Source organism: Leptospira abararensis (genome assembly GCF_016918735.1).
Taxonomy (GTDB): Bacteria; Spirochaetota; Leptospiria; order Leptospirales; family Leptospiraceae; genus Leptospira_A; species Leptospira_A abararensis.
This window is the reverse complement of sequence record NZ_JAFFPR010000035.1, coordinates 20966-39269: the sequence shown is the minus strand read 5'-3', so window position 1 is coordinate 39269 and position 18304 is coordinate 20966. Positions and strand designations below refer to the sequence as shown.

20 protein-coding genes are annotated in these 18304 nt (G+C 38.8%); 13 read left to right on the top strand and 7 right to left on the bottom strand.

Translation table 11 applies throughout. The annotated features are described in order from the left end of the window. Positions 1-169 precede the first annotated feature (169 nt). From JWG40_RS10760 to JWG40_RS10745, 4 genes are read left to right on the top strand one after another with little or no spacing between them, the layout of a single operon-like run. Entirely contained in the window at positions 170-1096 is a 927-nt protein-coding gene (locus JWG40_RS10760; RefSeq protein WP_205285806.1) for a ParA family protein, read from the top strand. After that, the gene (locus JWG40_RS10755; RefSeq protein ID WP_205285805.1) at positions 1080-1790 is read left to right on the top strand and encodes a ParB/RepB/Spo0J family partition protein; all 711 of its coding nucleotides are present in this window, start codon (positions 1080-1082) and stop codon (positions 1788-1790) included. Before JWG40_RS10760 ends, JWG40_RS10755 begins: the two co-directional genes overlap by 17 nt. Before the next feature lie 7 nt (positions 1791-1797). Next, positions 1798-2439, top strand: coding sequence for a DUF1569 domain-containing protein (locus tag JWG40_RS10750; RefSeq protein WP_205285804.1), 642 nt, complete (start codon positions 1798-1800; stop codon positions 2437-2439). Further along, positions 2436-3038, top strand: a complete 603-nt coding sequence (locus JWG40_RS10745; RefSeq protein ID WP_205285803.1) for an NADPH-dependent FMN reductase — start codon at positions 2436-2438, stop codon at positions 3036-3038. The genes JWG40_RS10750 and JWG40_RS10745 overlap by 4 nt, the downstream gene beginning before the upstream one ends. Here JWG40_RS10745 and JWG40_RS10740 read toward each other — a convergent pair. Further along, on the bottom strand, positions 2980-4059 hold the full coding sequence (locus JWG40_RS10740; RefSeq protein ID WP_205285802.1) for an acyltransferase family protein: 1080 nt from the start codon (positions 4057-4059) through the stop codon (positions 2980-2982). The two genes, JWG40_RS10745 and JWG40_RS10740, sit on opposite strands and share 59 nt — an antisense overlap. Positions 4060-4168: 109 nt before the next feature. Between JWG40_RS10740 and JWG40_RS10735 the strand changes: the two genes are divergently transcribed. After that, the gene (locus tag JWG40_RS10735; protein ID WP_002975769.1) at positions 4169-4609 is read left to right on the top strand and encodes a Crp/Fnr family transcriptional regulator; all 441 of its coding nucleotides are present in this window, start codon (positions 4169-4171) and stop codon (positions 4607-4609) included. Here JWG40_RS10735 and JWG40_RS10730 read toward each other — a convergent pair whose 3' ends face one another. Together JWG40_RS10730 and JWG40_RS10725 are read right to left on the bottom strand one after the other, a co-directional pair. Next, on the bottom strand, positions 4610-4861 hold the full coding sequence (locus JWG40_RS10730) for a hypothetical protein (protein WP_205285801.1): 252 nt from the start codon (positions 4859-4861) through the stop codon (positions 4610-4612). A gap of 2 nt (positions 4862-4863) precedes the next feature. Next, positions 4864-6366, bottom strand: a complete 1503-nt coding sequence (locus JWG40_RS10725) for an HDOD domain-containing protein (RefSeq protein WP_205285800.1) — start codon at positions 6364-6366, stop codon at positions 4864-4866. 87 nt (positions 6367-6453) lie between these two features. On the opposite strand from JWG40_RS10725, the gene JWG40_RS10720 reads away from it, so the two are divergent. Next, positions 6454-6981, top strand: a complete 528-nt coding sequence (locus JWG40_RS10720; protein WP_232369323.1) for a hypothetical protein — start codon at positions 6454-6456, stop codon at positions 6979-6981. Here JWG40_RS10720 and JWG40_RS10715 read toward each other — a convergent pair. Together JWG40_RS10715 and JWG40_RS10710 are read right to left on the bottom strand one after the other, a co-directional pair. Beyond that, on the bottom strand, positions 6890-7438 hold the full coding sequence (locus JWG40_RS10715) for a hypothetical protein (protein ID WP_205285798.1): 549 nt from the start codon (positions 7436-7438) through the stop codon (positions 6890-6892). The two genes, JWG40_RS10720 and JWG40_RS10715, sit on opposite strands and share 92 nt — an antisense overlap. Beyond that, complete coding sequence (locus JWG40_RS10710) at positions 7439-8716, bottom strand: STAS domain-containing protein (protein WP_205285797.1); 1278 nt, start codon at positions 8714-8716, stop codon at positions 7439-7441. It abuts the gene before it with no gap. Positions 8717-8893: 177 nt separating this feature from the next. On the opposite strand from JWG40_RS10710, the gene JWG40_RS10705 reads away from it, so the two are divergent. The 7 genes from JWG40_RS10705 to JWG40_RS10675 all read left to right on the top strand — a co-directional run bounded on the left by JWG40_RS10705 (position 8894) and on the right by JWG40_RS10675 (position 15032). Beyond that, positions 8894-9199 (top strand): HU family DNA-binding protein, encoded by a 306-nt coding sequence (locus JWG40_RS10705; protein WP_205285796.1) that lies wholly within the window; start codon positions 8894-8896, stop codon positions 9197-9199. A gap of 41 nt (positions 9200-9240) precedes the next feature. Further along, complete coding sequence (locus JWG40_RS10700) at positions 9241-9693, top strand: VanZ family protein (RefSeq protein ID WP_205285795.1); 453 nt, start codon at positions 9241-9243, stop codon at positions 9691-9693. A gap of 87 nt (positions 9694-9780) precedes the next feature. Then, complete coding sequence (locus JWG40_RS10695) at positions 9781-11397, top strand: FAD-binding oxidoreductase (protein ID WP_205285794.1); 1617 nt, start codon at positions 9781-9783, stop codon at positions 11395-11397. After that, positions 11397-12038, top strand: coding sequence for a TetR/AcrR family transcriptional regulator (locus tag JWG40_RS10690; protein ID WP_205285793.1), 642 nt, complete (start codon positions 11397-11399; stop codon positions 12036-12038). The genes JWG40_RS10695 and JWG40_RS10690 overlap by 1 nt, the downstream gene beginning before the upstream one ends. Then, entirely contained in the window at positions 12038-12964 is a 927-nt protein-coding gene (locus tag JWG40_RS10685) for a diacylglycerol/lipid kinase family protein (protein WP_205285792.1), read from the top strand. The genes JWG40_RS10690 and JWG40_RS10685 overlap by 1 nt, the downstream gene beginning before the upstream one ends. 4 nt (positions 12965-12968) lie before the next feature. Continuing rightward, on the top strand, positions 12969-14609 hold the full coding sequence (locus tag JWG40_RS10680) for a glycerol-3-phosphate dehydrogenase/oxidase (RefSeq protein WP_205285791.1): 1641 nt from the start codon (positions 12969-12971) through the stop codon (positions 14607-14609). Continuing rightward, positions 14610-15032, top strand: a complete 423-nt coding sequence (locus JWG40_RS10675; RefSeq protein ID WP_205285790.1) for an acyl-CoA thioesterase — start codon at positions 14610-14612, stop codon at positions 15030-15032. It begins immediately after the preceding gene. Between the two features lie 74 nt (positions 15033-15106). Here JWG40_RS10675 and JWG40_RS10670 read toward each other — a convergent pair whose 3' ends face one another. Next, positions 15107-16099: a P-loop NTPase family protein gene (locus tag JWG40_RS10670; RefSeq protein WP_205285789.1), complete on the bottom strand. Its 993-nt coding sequence runs from the start codon at positions 16097-16099 to the stop codon at positions 15107-15109. A 98-nt stretch (positions 16100-16197) separates the two neighbouring features. Then, positions 16198-18216 (bottom strand): protein meaA, encoded by a 2019-nt coding sequence (locus JWG40_RS10665; RefSeq protein WP_205285788.1) that lies wholly within the window; start codon positions 18214-18216, stop codon positions 16198-16200. Between the last annotated feature and the right edge of the window lie 88 nt (positions 18217-18304).

The window sequence follows — 18304 nt, the reverse complement described above, 5'->3', positions numbered from 1 at the left end:
TTACCTATAAGTTGTAAATTCCGAAATTAAAACTGAGGGAGAAGTGAATTGAAGGTTTGTGGTAAGTTTGACCGGTGCGCGCTGTCTCTTAGGGGTGAAACCATTTCACCCCTAAGAGACATAATTAAATTGACAGTATGGGGAGACTAAAGCACTCTTTGGGAAGGTTATGGGCAAAACAGATCCTACATTGACTGAAGAAGAAGCTGCCAAATTTGTTGGTTTGAACATAGATGAGTTTTCTCTTAAGGCATCAAGTTTAAAGATACCTGGGTGGAAATCAGGAGATTTCAAACAATCTGTTTTGCTTAAGTATTTTGAACCAACTCGATCCGATGGTTTTGATAGTCATGTCATTGCGGTATCGAACCAAAAGGGAGGGGAGGGGAAGACAACTATCAGTTTGTATTTAGCGGAGGCCCTGGCTGAAAACCACAAAGTGCTTTTGATTGATTGGGATCCTCAAGCGAATGCAACTCAACTTTTTTTGAAAGATGATGTTCCTTCGGTCATGGATTATTTGGGGTATCGCGGGAAAAAAGCACGGAACATTGAGCCTGCAATCAAAACCATAGGTGAAAATTTCGATTTACTTCCTTCTACTTTGGAGCTCGCAAACTTAACTACACCTTACGAAAGAGATGATTTCGAATTATTAAATGAAGCAATCCTTCCTTTACGCTCAAGATATGAATATATAATTATAGATTGCCCTCCTTCTCTTGGTCTTATTTTAGAGAATGCTTTGATTTGCGCTGATTACATTCTGGTACCGATCCAAACAAGGGCTTTTAGTTTGCAAGGGATCAGGGATTTGTATGAAACCTTTCAGAAAATCCAAAGGAAGGCAAACCAGAGATTGAAATTATTAGGGGCTGTCTTAAATCAATATGAGGGACAAAAGGCATTAGCTGGTTTGGCCGAAGGGGTAAAAAAATATTTCCCCGTTTTTGAAACTGTCATTCAACGTCGCGAAGCTATTCCGCAGGCTCAGGCAAAAATGTCTTTTTTAGCCAAAATTGACTTAACCACAATGAAAAATTTTAGAGATCTTGCTGTAGAGGTTAAAAGTAAAATAGATGTCCAAAAAAACTGAATTCCAAGCTTTAGATTTAATCTCCGCTTACTCTGAAAAGAAAAAAAATCCGTCTCATTTGGAGCTTAGTCAAATTTTCCCAAACCCAACACAGCCACGTCTAATCGGTCGTGACGATACAACGGATTTAGTCCCTTCGATGGAACGTTTAGGGCTCATCGAGCCGATTTTAGTTAGGAAAGATAAGGGTAAATATTTAATTGTTGCAGGGGAACGTAGGTATCGCGCCGCAGTTAAGTTGGGATGGAAAGAAATTCCGGCAATTATAACGGATGCGAATGAAGATGTTTGTTACGAGATGTCCCTTGCTGAAAATGAAAAACGGAAGAACTTAAATCCTTGGGAAGTCGGCAAAGCGATCCAATTTCTCCGTAAAGAAAAAAGGAAAACTGCTGAGGAAGTTTCTGAATTGTTGGGTTACAGCGGAAGGTATGTAAAACAACTTAGTAGTATAGCTAGGTTGGATCAAAAATCCGTAATGGAATTAATGATTAGTGGGAAACCGCTCTCAGTAAAGAACCTTGAAGAATTACTAAAACGCAAAGAAAACAGAGGGGGTGAAATGATTTCACCCCGAGTAACGCCTGGTTCAGGCCGTATTAGTATCAATGTGGGTAAACTTAGCGGAAAGGTCAGAGACAACTTTATAAAAGAACTGAGCTTACTCAAAAAGAAATACGGAATTAACGAATAGAGGGAAAATGAAGTCAACTTTAAAACTTAAAACGATAGACGATATCGACAGAGAGTTATCAATCATTGTAGCTTGTGAGAAAAAAAAGAAAGCGGACATTAGTTTAAGCCAAGTTTATGATTTTCTAGCAGAATCCATAGAGTTATCTATTCAGAGAATTGGATCTACGAATAAAAGAAATACGATCAATAAATTATTGGGGAAATACAAATACGCTAAACTCCTTTCTAAAGGGAATTACACCAAAGCAAATCAGATCCTCGGGTTCCCTCCAAAGGATTTAGGTGATGAGGATTCAGCTCTCCTTAGATTAAAAACTTCCTTAACCGCTTTTAGGTTGCACTCTGGACCTTTCGCTGAACATTCAGTTTTTGGTGAGTTAGATAAAAAACAATGGGAACGAATCCATGCCATACTCGCTGTTTTTTTGTTTGGTTACATCCAGTTATTCGGTGATGAAAAGTTAAGGTTTGCTAAAGAAAGAGAGCAAAGAAAAGAAAAAAGTTTCGCAGAGAAAAAACACCATCATCCGCAAAAGAAAAAAGATGATCGCGATACAAAACCAAGCGGTCACAATAGTCGTAAATGGAAAAACAAAAAGAAACCTCACCACAAAGGAAATAAAAATCAAGGTGGTGGTCCTAGATGAAAATCTGTATTGTTGTCGGAAGTCATAGAAAGAATTCCCAATCTTTAAAGGTTGGTAAATTTCTAACAAAAACTCTAGAAACAAAGGGAATCGAAACTTTGCTTTTTGATTTAGGAGGAAAGCCACTTCCGCTGTGGGAACCTGCCATGTGGGAGAAAGAGTCTGAAATTAAAAAATTTTGGTTAGAATATAGTGCCGGATTTGCAAGTGCTGATGCTTATGTATTCCTTTCTCCAGAGTATGCAGGCATGGCCAGTCCTGCGCTCAAAAACTTCTTTCTTTATCTAACGGGCGGGGATATCTCGCATAAGCCTGGTCTTATCATTACGGTTTCCAGCGGAATGGGTGGCAGTTATCCAAATGCAGAACTTAGAATGTCTAGTTATAAAAATACACGGATAGTTTATATACCAGATCATGTGATCGTTCGGCATGTAGAGTCTGTATTGAATTCTGAACTTCCTGAAGGGAAAGATGACGAATACATCAGAACAAGACTCAATTATACTCTTAATGTATTAGTCGAATATGCAAAAGCCCTTAATCTGGTTCGCCAGAGTGGCGTAATCGATTTAAAGACTTACCCTTTTGGATTATAATAGCTATAATAATCGGAATCCCTACGTTCAAAATCAAAGTTACTATATAACCTAAGAAGGGTCCTCCGAATGTATAAGGGTCTACACTGTGCATCAAATGAATGACAAATGGATGTAAAAGGAAAATAAATAGACTATTGTTTCCTATATAACTAATCCAATGGTTTGCGGTTTGACTAAACTTTGGTAAAACTTCCCAAATTACAAAAAAGAAAAATATCGGGTAAACCAGGTGATGGTTCTTAAAATCTAAGGAATAAACCATACTGAATAGAATGAGAAAGAATATTACAACTAAAGATAGCGATCCGAAAAGGAGAGAGACTTCAGCTCTGGGTTTGTTTTTTCCTTCGTTTGAAAGCCCAATTTGGATCCCCAGTATAAAGAAAAATAGATAATTTAGAATGGAAATCGAATGATATTCATTAGGAAGTATTGAGTCGAATAATCCTAGGTTTGAAGTCAGATTGATTAAAAATGATAAAAGAAGGAATAGTTTGGAGAATGATTTGTTGATGAGAAATTTATCAAACAGATAAAATAAGATATAAAACTGGATTAATAGTGGGACAAAATAGAAAGGCGCAAATACTTTTCCTAAACAATAAAACTGAATAAATTCCCATAAATCATAATTATTATATTTTATCAGATACCCAATCGTGGAAGCAAAAGTATAAGGCAAAAGAAGATTCTTTAGTTTCGATATCCAGTAACCATCTTTTTTTCTAAGGAAAATAGCAGACGTTAGTATAAACAAAGGGACTGAAAATCGAGATAAGTTAGAGAAAAAGAGAGTAGTATGAACCACCTGAGTGTCTGCTGGATGAAAGAACTGAAAGTAAGAATGTATATGAATTAATACAATTCCTACCATGGCAAATCCTCGAAGGATATCAAAACGACTTTCTCTTCCTTGTTTAGTTGCTAAAGGATGCGGAAGAGAGTAGGGGATTTGGAACACCCAAAGATACAGAGCCCCAAGTCCTGCTAGTATGATCCCTAGTAATTCCCATTCCATAAATGCTATCCCCTTTACGGCATTTTCTTTTCAGATTTCCTGGGGGAAAGGAAAATGAATTCAGATTTTAGGCAAAATAGCCAAAAATAGATACAGGAGCCACGAATCAATGAGCAAACTCAACATTCCGCCAAATCAGAGGATCTTCAAAGAAGGGGAACTGAATAATGCGATGTACATCATCCTTCAAGGGAACGTTGAGATTTTTTTTACAGTGAACAATAGCCAAACTCGATTGGCTTTGATGAAACCAGGAGATTTTTTCGGTGAGATGGCTTTGTTTAGTTCCAATCCAAGAAGTGCTACTGCTAGAACGATTACAAATTGTGAAGTTGCAGTCATCGAAAGTAAACAACAGTTGGAAAATTTTCTTGTTAAGAATCCAAAGTTTGCAGCAAAGATGGTTTCGATTATGGCAGACCGATTGGCTCGTACAAATGAACTACTCATCAGTAGTATGGAGAAATCCGTGGCGAAGAAAATTGAATTTAGTACGGATGTAGGAAAAGAACACCAAATTGGAATTAGTGATGTTCAGGATGTAGAGTGATTATCCATAGATCGTCGGTAGATTTTTTTTGATCAATGTAATTTCTAAGATGGGAGCATAACTAAGTAGATTTTTTATATTTACGATTTGCCCTTCTCCTTTCAAAAATTCAGTTAGAATTTCAAGTATTTCTTCTGGTGGAAGTTCGGAAATACTTGGATATTCCGGATGTCCCACTAAATTAAATGTTTCCGCAAGTTTTGGATCTTCTAATTGTTTGTCATTTAGGTTGAGTAATTCTTTCCAGTTCATAATTAAATTAAGAGAGTTTGGTATTCTTCTCTATGTTCCTCGAATTGTAGTTTAAACCTTTCCTGCATATCGCGAAATTCCTTTTCTGAAGTAATTTCGAAATATTCCAGTACCTCTGGTTCCACAGTAAAATAGTTTCCTTTTCCACGGCCAATATTTGCTAGAATGTCTGCAAGATAGATGATTTGACAAAGGATATTGTTTCTGGATTTGCACTGCCACGGTTTGTGGTGAAAACGAATGACATCGAGGATCTCTTCGGGGAAATTCCATTTTTCCGCCATTAAATAACCGATTTCTGAATGCGTCGTTCCTAAGGTATACTCTTCCACCCATTCAGAAATCTCGTTCGTATCGTCGCTTCTAAGAACTCGGATTTGGTTGACCTGACTCAAATCCAACGAGAGTAGGACCATCCTTCCTAAATCATGGAGTAGGGCAGATATGATGGCTGGTTCCAACAACTTTAAATGTTTTTTTCTGTCTTCTATAAGGAACCGAGCGTACATGGAAGTTTTGAAAGAGTGAGTCCAAACTAAAACTTGTTTCGCATAACGAGAGTTAAGTACTTTTTTCGCGCCCAATGTCAAAAAAATAGATTCGAGGTTTTTTAAGCCAATTCGTTTTACACCTTCAAACACCGATATAATGGGAATATGGGCACCAAATAAAGGTGAATTGGCTATTTTTAAGATCTCTGCTGTAATGGCTGGATCTTTTTCTACTTGGCCTGAGATTTCATGCCAATCGACATCCTTTTTCTTAGCAATCAAAATTAGTTTTTGAATTTGGGGTGGTAACGGAGGAAGGCTACTGACTTCGCGCACTAAAAGATTTTTTATATTGGTTTGGCTTTCTTTTGGGATCAGTTGTTTTGGAATTCTGATGATCACCTCCGTATAATCTTCTGTTGTCATCAGCTGGAAAAACTGGTTTGATATTCCTGAGTTTCTGAGTAAGATATGGATAAGAACAATTCCAAGACCGGAGCTTTCTTCGTTATCAACTGACTCTCGGTAGGCGTCATTTATGTTTTTGTATTTTGCCGAGGCTTGTACTCGCTTTAAAATTCTGTTTTTTTCTTCTGGGAGGATTTTTGCGTTATTCCTGACTTTAAACTCGATATAGTCTTCTTTGAAAATCGTGCTTAAGGTGATTTTATACTGGGAGTGATCGAGAGCTAAAAACACTCGCTTTCGATTATGGCCAAATTCATCCTTATACATAGGAATACCTCTGACATAATCCTTCTCGTCCCAGAGGTTTAACCCTTGTTCTTGGAAGAAAACACGTTTGCCATTAGCCTTACATCCGTTTACTAGTAGTTCGCTGAGAATGGTGAAAAGAATTTCATGTAGGAATTCTAAGGATATGCTACGAACCACTCTTCCAATCCAAACGTCCAATTCCGGGCAGTCGATTTCCGAAAAGTGGACATATTCTTTGGAAATTAGTTTTCCGGAAAGAAAGTCCTCCTGGAAGGTAATGAGTGGGGGAATCGACATGATAAACCTGTTTTGAACCTTGTTTCTCTTTTTGAAAACCGAAAATTTTATTTTGAAATTTGAGTCAGGAATCCGATAATGAAGACTATGGAACTCTCGAAAAAATCCCTTTTGATTACCTTTGTATTATTTGTAGCAGTTGTGTCTATTTCTGCCCAGGACAGTAAACCGCAAGTTACCTCCACTGATGTGAGCCAAGAGAATCACGATGCGAAAGAGGGACAAGATAAAGAATTATTCGAGTACTATTATAAAACTCGCCCCGAAAACTTGCCACCTAATAAAGCGAAACTAGAGTATAACTTAATTAAGACGTTAAAAAAAGAAATAGTAAGCCGAGACTATTCAAAAGAGTCTGCAGAAGCGATCAAAAAAATCGACGCTACCAACATTCAATACGAGAGAGTATATCGAGAGAGTAAATGGCTTCGTGGTTTTATGACGCAAAACACTCATTTAAATTACTCAGAATTTATGTATGTAGTAAAACATGATAAATATATGTGTTTTGTAAGTTTTGATGTTAATCCTGAGACTTATTTACAACAATCTCGTCAATCGCATTTGGTTTTTGCTGCGAAGGATAAGTTCGAGATAATAATCCCAAAACCCTAATAACTAAGGTAAGAACAACTAATACGAGTAAATAGATAAAGCCATATTGAAAGTATCTTTCTAAGTTTTCCAAGAGGGGGAGTGGCTCTTCATTCCCCTTAATTCGCGAAATTGCTGTTTGTTTCCCAAAAATTCTGATTTCCCTTTTGTAAACTTCAATCGTGTCACCTAACCGCAGTTTTTTGTAAATTGAGTAGGGGATTCTTTCTGTAATTTCAAAGAGGGAACCATTGCTGAGTCCAAAACTATAATGGCATTGGTAAGCAATAGGAAATTGATTTTTGACACGGGAAAGTTCCTGAACAATCGCAAAACTTCTGTTCTTTTCTTCGTTTAAGGTTGTTGTTTGTGATTTCAGGTAGGAATTTTCGAAATAAACAAGAGAATAGAATAGGGAAATGACTATAAAAGATACGAAAACCGAATTGGCGATCCAAACGGGAATTCGTGGAGACATCTAGGACTTAGATGGCTCCTCAAAAGACTTCAATGCTTCTTCACGATCAGCATAGAATTGAAAAGCATTAGAAAGCCCGAGCAAATGAAACACCTGCAGGATGGAACTGGTCACCCCCACAAGAGCCATTTCCTTATTTCTTTTTTGTAAGTTCATTTTAACATCCAGAATCATTCGAATCCCAAGACTAGAGATGTATCGAAGTTCGGAAAAATCCAAAATCAGATGTTTTCTGTCGGTTCCGACCATTTCGTCTAAAATCGTTTGTGTGATACGGTCGAGTGGCCCCGACTCCATACGACCCTTGATTTGGACGATGACGGTTCCATTAATGCGTTTTTGCTCTATTTCGTATGGTAAGTCTTGCATGGATTCCCCTCTCTTTAGCGGAACAATTACAAATAATTTCTCAGGCGATAACCGAATCGTCGCCTTTGCGTAAGGTGGGAACGGATAATGTCTCTCTGTAAGAGAGTCAACCGCCAGTCCACCATTCATTTCGGAAATAACTTCCACTTGATCTAAAGCCCTAAAATCTGCCAAGGAAAACTCTGTTTCTCGGGACTTCACTCGTATTTCTCGAGAATAAACATGGAAAAAGGCCTCATGTTTTGAAAATGGCGGGAATTTTTTTGGAAAACAGGAACTGATCCATCCAGTGGATCCTGCCCCAGTGTAAACAAGTAGTCCTGAACATTTTTGTTCTTCTTTTTGGTCTCGGTAGGAAATCCAAAACCGTGAAGTAAGATCGGGGCTGTTGTTTCGAATCGAAAGTTCGCAGATAGCCGGGACTGTTTTTAGTTTTGTTCCGTTTGGATAATGAATTTCTGTATCAAGTAGAGACCATGACTCGAGTTTCGTTTGAGAGAAGTTATTTTTAACAGCATTTTTTAGTTCTTCTGCCGTAAAGCCAAGGAGAGCTCCCACAGAGGAATTTGGATCCGAATTACATCCAATTAAGTGGGTATTTCCTGCTAAATGGGCCACATAAGTGAAATGATTATCGCCACCATGGGCCACAATTAAGTCATACTTAGTTCCACCTTCGGGATCAAAGTTTTCTCGAAACACAAAGTCGGCGTTTGGAAATACTTGAGATTTCAGAAATTCGCGAGACTCTAATTGCCTTTCATGTGATTCCAATGTTCTTTCAAAGACTTCTGGATTTTGACGTGCGACTTCTTTATAGGCCTGAATGGAGCCATAAGTTTCCAAATCCAATTCGTATTTGGTACGTTTGAAGACCACTACGACCTGTTTATACTTGGTTGAAGCCATGAGTTTTGGAAGAAATTCCTATTTTCCTTAGGGAAATAAAGGTTTTTTTACAAAAACTTCGTTTTTCTTAGGAAATTTGCAGAAAAATTGTATCCAAAATCAATTTAATCTTGTACCAAATCATGTAGTTTTATAAATAATGTGTAACCGTTAAATGGTTTAGAGGAAAATCAAAGTATGGCAACAACTCCTACCCCAATGAAGAAGTCCGAAATGCTCAGCGAACTAGCTGAAATAACTGGTATGACCAAAAAGAACGTAGCAGCGTTCTTAGACTCCTTTGTTGATCTCGCTTATAAAGAAACCAAGAAAAACGGTGCCTTCATCATTCCAGGTTTGGGAAAACTTGTTAAACGCAATCGTCCTAAACGTAAAGGAAGAAACCCTGCAACCGGTGAAGCCATTGTAATTCCTGCCAAAGTAGTTGTTAAATTCACACTCTCTAAAACTTGCAAAGATGCAGTTGTGCCTCCTAAAAAATAATTTAGTTTGTGAACCCAGGAGGATGTCCCCCTGGGCATTTTATGGATAAAAAACCTTATCCGTTTTTACCTTTCGAAGATTCTCTCGTTGGAGAGAAAATTCTTCTCGTTTGGCAGGGAAGCCACCATTCAGAGAAAAATCTAAAAGACCATTTATTAAAAGCACTGGAGCTCACAGAAGACCAGATTGTTTTTACTCCTAACGCCATTAAACAAAAGTTAATGGTATCTTACCCAACAGAAATTCGTTCTTTCATTGAGAAGGGAGAACCATCAAAGATCACCGATTTGTTGTTACAAATTGCTAAGGGTAAGTCGGAGTCATATCCCGCACCGGCACTTGACATAACCTTAGAACTCGTCGAATGGATTTTAACTGGGTTTGATTTGGATGATGTGCTAGTAGAAACCTTATCCGCATTATTCGGAACATCCCTAGCGAATGAATTCATTGATCATGTGAGAGCAGAATACATTAAAGAATTCCGTGGTTGAAGAAATTTTAATGACCAAGGTTATTTTGATTGTCAAATATTGAACTTAGTTCAATATTTGGAACAAATAAGGACTTTGGTTACCAATATGCAAACTCGTACAATTTATAAATGGGGATCTCCCGACGTAGAAGAAAAACTTCCAGAACACACATTGAAATTTTTGGAAGGGCAGTTCCCCGTAGATAAAGAGTTTAAAACATCACTTCCCAAAGGAGAACTTCCTCTTAAGTCCTTAAAAAAATCAAAAATCTCCACTGCCACTCTCACAAAACTAAAACAAATCGTTGGTAAAGACTATGTTTTGTTAGACGATGCATCAAGAGCGAGACATTCCATTGGAAAGTTTTATACGGAAATTTATAAAGCTAGATTTGGTGAAGTCACAGATGTGGTGGATGTAGTTGTATCACCAAAAAATGAACAGGAAGTGATAGAAATCATTGCAGTCGCGAGCGCGGGGAAAATTCCTGTGATTCCTTATGGGGCAGGTTCTACAGTTACCAAAGCCTTACAAGCTCCCAAAGGTGGAATCTCTTTAGATTTATCTCGGCTGAATCGTATCATTGAATTCAATGCCATTGATTCTACTGTCACTGTAGAGGCTGGAGTTTATGGTCCTGTTTTAGAAAAACATTTGAATGAACGCGGTTATACTTGCGGTCACTTCCCTCAATCCTTTGAGTTTTCTACCGTAGGTGGTTGGATTGCTGCAAAAGGTGCGGGCCAAGCCTCCACTGGTTATGGAAAGATAGAAGATATTCTGCTTAGCTTAACAGCCATTACTCCTTCAGGAAAATTTGAATCCAAAGCTTATCCTGCTGCTTCCATTGGCCCGGATCTATTTCGTCTGTTTCTTGGAACCGAAGGAAGTTTTGGAGTCATCACAAAGGCAACTTTAAAAATCAGAAAATACCATCCAGAGAATTCAGCAAAAGGTTCTTTTATATTCAAAAACTTTGAAAAAGCTGTGGAGACAATGAGAGATGTGATGCAAGCCGGATTTGGTAAACCACATTTCTTTCGTATCCAAGATCCAGAAGAAACTGACATTTCCTTCCATATGAGTGGACTTCATGGTGGAAAAGAAGATTTGTTTTTACGATTCATTGGTTACAAACCAATGGAAAGATCCCTCATGCATATCATTGTAGATGGAGATTCGTCTTATACCAAAGAAGTATTAAAGAAGATTAAAAAAATTGCGAAGCGGAATGGTGGGTTCTCCACAGGGGAATCTCCAGTGAACAAATGGTTACACCAACGGTATTCTAGTGCTTACCTTCGAGATTATCTTATGGATGAAGGAATCAGGATAGATACCTTAGAGACGGCTGTTAGCTGGTCTAATTTACATGAACTTTGGGAAAAAACTCGCGCTTATATCAAAAGCCATGAAAACACATCTTGTATGGTGCATATTTCTCACGCTTATGAAAACGGAGCCAATTTGTATTTTATTTTCCTAAGTCCGATGAACCAAAAGAATGAAACTGGTGATTTTATAAAGTTTCACAAGGGAATCATTGACAGCATCCATAAACATGGGGGTTCTTTGTCTCACCACCACGGCATTGGCCGGATGTTATCTCCTTGGATGGAAGGGGAAGTGGGAAAAGAGGGGCTTCGAATTTTGTCTTCTTTAAAGAAAACATTTGATCCAAAAGGGATCATGAATCCAGGCGGATTGTTAGGACTTAAATAATGGGTGTTTCTGAAAGGAAAAAAAGAGAGTTCGCACAAAGAGAAACAGATATACTTCACTGTGCCATTGAGCTTTTCCGAACGAAACATCCATCCCTTGTAAAGATGGATGATATTGCAAAACAATTGGAGATAGGTCGGGGAACGATCTATCTCCATTTTAAGAGTAAAGATGATTTGATGGCTCGCATTTCCTACGAGGATTATGTAAGGCTCCGTGTGCGTTTGGAAAAAGCCTTTGATGCTCAAACTGCCATTGAAATGTCAAGGAAAGCAATTAGGGCTTATATTGATCATTGTTTAGGGGACCGCCATATGTACCTTGTTGCTAAACAATGCGGGGTCAATTTAAACATTGATAATGTTTCTGATGATTTGAGGAAACTTTTGACAGAGGAAAGAACAAACCGCTTAACACTTTTAGAAAAAATCTATAAACAAGCAAAACAAGAAAACCTAATCAATTCCAGGGGAACATATCCCAATGTAGCCGTTGCTTGGGGAATGATCCGTGGTGCGGTGGAAGTCATTTTAGATGGGCACTTCCAAAATGAAATTAAAAGTGAAAAAGCCTATCTCGAAACGATTGAACATGTTTTATTCTATGGATTATTTTCTGGTGGTAACAAAGGAGAGACTTGATGAGAAAGATTAAAGTAATTCTAAATCCTGTATCAGGTGGAGGTCTCTCTGCAAAAGTCTGGAAAAAAATAGAACCCGAGTTACAAAAAAAAGGGATTTCTTATGAATTTGAAGCTACCACCAAAGAAAGAGCTGCTCGCGATATTGCCAAAGACGCCGTCAAACAAGGGTTTCATTGGATCATAGGCATTGGTGGTGATGGCACATTCTCAAATATTATTAATGGTCTTTTTGAAAACGGAAAGTTAATCCACAAAAATGCAATTTTTAGTCCCATCCCTGCAGGACGGGGAAATGATTTTATAAAAACTGTCAAAGTTCCCAAAAATCCAATCAAAGCCTTAGGACAAATTCTCAACGGTAATGAAAGGTTAGTTGATTTAATCGATGTCACTTATACCAAAGCGGACAAAACAAAAGGGAATTATCTCTGTTTGAATTTGGCTGACTTTGGAATGGGCGGGGAAGTTGTTTATAAAGTCAATCGTTCTAGACTTGCCTCCATTATCGGAGGAAAGGGAGTGTTTTTATTATATACGGTTCTCGGTTTATTTACTTATACCAACAAAAAGATCACTCTAACACTCTCCAAGTTTGAGAAAATTACAAACAAATGTAGGTTAATAGTTTGTGCTAACGGCGAGTATGCGGGTGGCGGAATGTGGTTTGCCCCTAAAGCAAAGCTCGATGATGGTAAAATGGACTTACTTGCCATTCAAGATGTGACTGTGATGGAAACTCTTAGAAAGTTCGGTTATCTGTATCGCGGAAAGTTATCAGACGATTCCAAAGTGATTTCCAAACAAATTACTGAGCTCTCAGCTGATTCGGAAGAAGATGTTTTTATCGATGTGGATGGTGAAAATATGGGCCAACTTCCTGCGCATTTCAAAGTTCTACCGAAAGTTCTGCCGATCAAATGTTAAACGAATGAAACATATTACAAAACTAGAAAACTCCCGATTAAAAAATCTTAAAAATGAATACGACATTATCATCATTGGCGGTGGAATCACAGGTGCCAATGTCCTTTGGGATGCCACCCTTCGTGGTTACAATTGCCTTCTTGTAGAAAAAAATGATTATGCTTCCGGTACAAGCCAAGCCACCTCAAAATTAATTCATGGGGGACTCAGGTATCTAAAGAATTTAGAGTTTGCACTGGTTCGTGAATCGTTATCCGAGCGCAGGTATTTGGCAAAAATTTCCCCCCATGCGGTTCGGCCTATGGGTTTTATCATTCCTATCCGATCTTGGTTCCAACGCATTCAATTGTTTTTGGGAATGGAATTGTACAATGCTTTATCCTTTGATCGGAATAAAGAAATTGATCCAGATGTGCAGCTTCCCCGATACCGATGGAATTCATTAGGAGAAACCATATATAAAGTTCTTGGACTTAGTCGAAAATCTCTGAAAGGGAGTTTTCAATACTACGACTATGCTAATCCCAATCCGGAAAAACATACAACAGAGTTTATTTTATCAGCTAAAGAAAAGGGTGCACATGCTTTTAATTACCTTTCTGTCACTACGTTAAAGAAACAAAATAGCGGCGGTTATACGGTTGGTCTTACCGATTCTATTTCTGGAAAAAAGGTATTGGTATCGACCAAGATGGTTGTGAATTCAGCAGGTCCATGGGCCGATGTGATTGAGTCGATGACTGGTGTCACTGCAGAAAAAAAATTGGTTCGCTCCAAAGGAATCCATGCTGTGGTTCGTAATATTTGTGGCAATGAATGTGTGGTTTTATCTAAAAGAGACGGATCACATTTGTTTGTCATCCCATGGCGAGGAAAAACCATTGTAGGAACTACGGATACTGCCTATGAGGAGGATCCTGATGTTTTTAAAGTCAAACAATCTGAAATTGTAGATTTATTAGATGAAGTGAATTATAGTTTTGGATTTGCAAAATTAACTCTGAAAGATGTGGATTATTACTATGGTGGTCTTCGCCCTCTTGTAGAAGATCCGGGAAGTACGGAAGGTACTTATTCTGCATCACGGAAATCAGAGATTTTTCACTATGAAAAAGAAGGGTTCCCCGGATTCTTTTCTGCATTAGGTGGGAAATATACAACAAGCCGGGCCGTGGCCGAAACTTTAGTGAATGCGATTGATTTGTATTATAAAGGCGCGGAATCAACCTGTGTTACAAAATTCACACCGTTACTTGGGGGGAGATACCAAAGTTTAAAAGAACTTACAAATGAATTAGAGTTTAAATTTCCAAAAGCTGCAGGATCTAAAATTGATACTTTGGCGAGACGGTATGGAAGTGTGGCTTGGAAAATTTTGTCTTTGGAAAGAAACGATTCCTATCGAATTCCCAATGGAGAAATTTATTACGAAGAAGAAGTGGAATATTTGGTAACTCATGAAGAAATTCTCCACCTAACGGATTTTTATTTTAGAAGGTCGGGAGTCGGAACTGTAGGAAATCTGGATCCTTTAGAAAGGACTCGGTTGGATAAAAAAATTGCTAAATTGCTCGGATGGAATGCTGACAGAACCAAAGAAGAGATAAAAGCCGTTGACCAAAGATACAAGTGGTTTGTGGATTAAATGGCAAGAATTACTATCGATATTCCAGAAAAAGAAATTTTCTCTACGGATCTTAGTGTTCGGATCTCGGACATTAACTTTGCAGGTCATTTGGCTCATGATGCGATTTTGACCTTAACTCATGAATGCCGGGCTCGATTTTTCCATTTTCATGGTTGGACAGAAATCAATGTAGAAGGAAAGGGCATTGTAGTATCTGATGTGGCCATCGTGTATAAATCGGAGGCCTTTTTCCCAGATGACTTAGAGATGTTACTCTATGTAGACAACATATCCAAAAAGTCTTTAGAGATGGTGTATGTCATCTCTCATAAGAATGGAGGTAAAGAAATTGCAAGAGCCAAAACTGCCATCGTATTTTTTGATTATGCGGAAAGGAAACCTTGTCCTATACCCGAAGTTTTTTTAAAAGTATTGGCCTAAGCTGGTTAAGTTAGGTTAGAAACGGTATGGTTACCGTTAGGGAATTTCGACCGTTTAGATCATCACACAAATAGTTATATTTTTATTTTTGTTTGGATGGAGGAAACAATTTTACGTTCCTCCTCTTCATACTTTAATTTATGAATTCCACCCAGTGGGTTTTGTTTGACGGCTCTGTTCCACTGGGACGATTCGAGTTCTTCCCAAATCGAAATTCCCCACCTACCATATTCATTGCGAATCCATTGTGTGAGTTGGGTGAGTGTTTCTGCATTTTTATCCTTTCTCTTTTGATATTTAAGGATGTATTGTAATAGCTCTTCGATACCTTTGCGTTTCGTAACTGATGTTTTGAAAATGGGAGGAAGCGAGTGGTTAGGAAGGATGTCTTTGATAAATTCCAAAGTGGATTGTAACATATAGTAACTGGAATTGGCCAAAGACTCTTCGTCACATTTGTTGATGATAAATGCTTCTGGAACTTCCATAATTCCAGACTTCATAAATTGCACTTGGTCACCGCCGAGGGGTTGCATCACAAGAAAGGACAAATCAGAGATTAGGGATACTGAAATTTCGTTTTGGCCAATGCCTACAGTTTCAATGAATACATAATCAAACACTCGTCGCAAAAATCGAATGACATGGTAAGTATAGGGATTCAGTCCACCGAGTTCCAATTGGGATGGTTGGGAGCGAAAATACAGTCGGATGTCACGTCTTGGGAGAGTGACACGAGTTCTATCTCCAAGGATGGATCCACCGCTGACATTGGAAGAGGGGTCAATGGCAACAATGGCCATTTTTTTATCGGGAGCAAATTCCAAGAAAAGGCGACAGAGTTCCCCAAGTAACGAGGATTTGCCGGCCCCAGGAGTTCCCGTGATCCCAATGGTGAGTCCTTCTTTATAATCTGGTTTTTGGAGGGATAGTTCCTGGAATAATGATTCCCGAAATTCTAAATTTTTTTCGGTTTCGATTCGCGAGATGATTTTGGCTATCGGATATTTTTCCCCGAGGAGAGCATCAGAAACCAATTGGGGTAAAGATTCTTTCGTATCAATCAAGGGATGTTGCCATAGTTTAGAATTAAAATAGAGTCGTGGAACCTTCCATTGCAGATCCGCATTAACAGTTGCAATGGAAGTGGAAAATTGGCCTTCGTTTAAACGAGAACTGGTTCTACGGTGATGATATCGATGATTTTGTTCATAATCGACATGAGATCATAATCTTTTGGTGTAAAGATTTCCCGAATTCCCATAGCTCTTAGTTCTTCAAAGTCGGATTCAGGAATGATTCCGCCAATCACTACAGGGATTTTTGCCTTGTAGTGAGTAAGTTCATCAAACAACTGTTTTACGATTTCTTTGTGAGAACCAGAAAGAATGGATAGTCCAATGACATTGGCATTCTCTTCGACGGCGGACTGAACGATTTCTTCTGGAGAAAGGCGAATTCCTGAATAAATCACATCAAAACCACTGTGTTTTGCGGATACTGCAATCATCTCAGCCCCATTCGAATGGCCGTCAAGTCCTGGTTTTCCCACAACAATTTTGGGTCTATGTCCATTGGCTTTGGTAAAGGCGTCCACTTTCCCACGAACTGTAGAAACTTTATCATCCGACAAAAATAACTTTTGGCCATCCACACCAGTGGGTGGGTTGTATTCCCCATACACTTCGCGAAGAGCATCCGCCCATTCCCCTGTAGTCACAAGTGCTTTTGCACAAGCAATCGAATAAGGCATCAAGTTTTTCCCATCTTTCGCTGCTTGTTTTAGTTCCTCTAAAGATTTTTTTGCTACTTCCGCGTTACGGCGAGTTTTTGCTTCCGCTAATACGTTTAATGTTTGTTCGGCGGATTTAGGATCTACTTTAAAGATACCTCCATCCGAGTCAGTCATGAGTGGAGATTTGATTCCGTCGGTCCATTTGTTTTTTCCAACAATCACTAGTTCGTTGGAATTGATTTTGGAAAGTCTCTCTGTTTGTGATTTCACAAGTTGAGATTTCATGTATCCATTTTCAATCGCAACAAGGGCTCCGCCCATATCGATTATCTTTTGAATCTCGAGTTTGGCTTCTTCTTTGAGAGCCTTTACTTTCGATTCAATGACTTTGGATCCTTCGAAGATGTCTGGGTATTCGAGAAGGTCTGTTTCATAAGCAAGTACTTGTTGTAAACGGAGTGACCATTGTTGGTCCCAAGGTCTTGGGAGGGAAAGGGCTTCGTTCCAAGCAGGGAGTTGGAGGGCACGGCATCTTGCATTTCTAGAAAGTGTCACACCCAGGGATTCAATAAGAATCCTCCACGCGTTGTTTTCCGGTTGTTCTTCTGTAAGTCCAAGGGAGTTGACTTGCACTCCATAACGGAACACTCGGTATTTTGCTGTTTTTACGGCATAACGTTCTGTTGTGATCTCTTCCCACATTTCTGTGAAGGCGCGCATTTTGCACATCTCTTCCACAAAACGAATCCCTGCATTGACAAAAAAGGAAATCCGACCCACACACTGCTCAAATTCTTCTGCTGTAAAACAGTTTCTTTCTTTAATGGCATCTAACACGGCAATGGCGGTTGCTAGCGCAAAGGAAAGTTCTTGGACAGGAGTGGCACCTGCTTCTTGTAAGTGGTAGGAACAAATGTTAGACGGATTCCATTTAGGAATTTTGTGTAAACTATACTCATACATATCCACGATGATTTTCATAGATTCTTTAGGAGGATAGATATAGGTTCCGCGCGCTAAGTATTCTTTGATAAGATCGTTTTGAGTGGTTCCATTGAGTTTTTCGAGTGGGACACCGCGTTCTTCAGCAAGGGCAACATATAGCGAAAGTAACCACATGGAGGTTCCATTGATGGTCATGGAGGTGTTCATCTCTTCAATCGGGATCTGGTCGAATAAAATACGAAAGTCTTCTAAAGAGTTGATGGGAACTCCCACCTTTCCGATTTCTGGGCGTGATACCTCGTGGTCGGAACTATAACCACACTGTGTTGGGAGATCAAATGCAATGGAAAGCCCTGTTTGGCCTTTAGAAAGGTTCTTTCTGTACAACTCATTGGAGGCTTTTGCATTGGTATGCCCTGCATAAGTCCTAAAAATCCATGGTTTGTCAGGTTTTCCCTGCCCATTCTCGTCCACGAGAAGGTAATCTTTTTTTTCGGCGGACATTCTTTGCCTCGTTTTATAAATTCTATGTATAATTGAAAATCTTCTGGAATATTTTCACCTAAAAATTTATACAGGACTAGGCAATTTG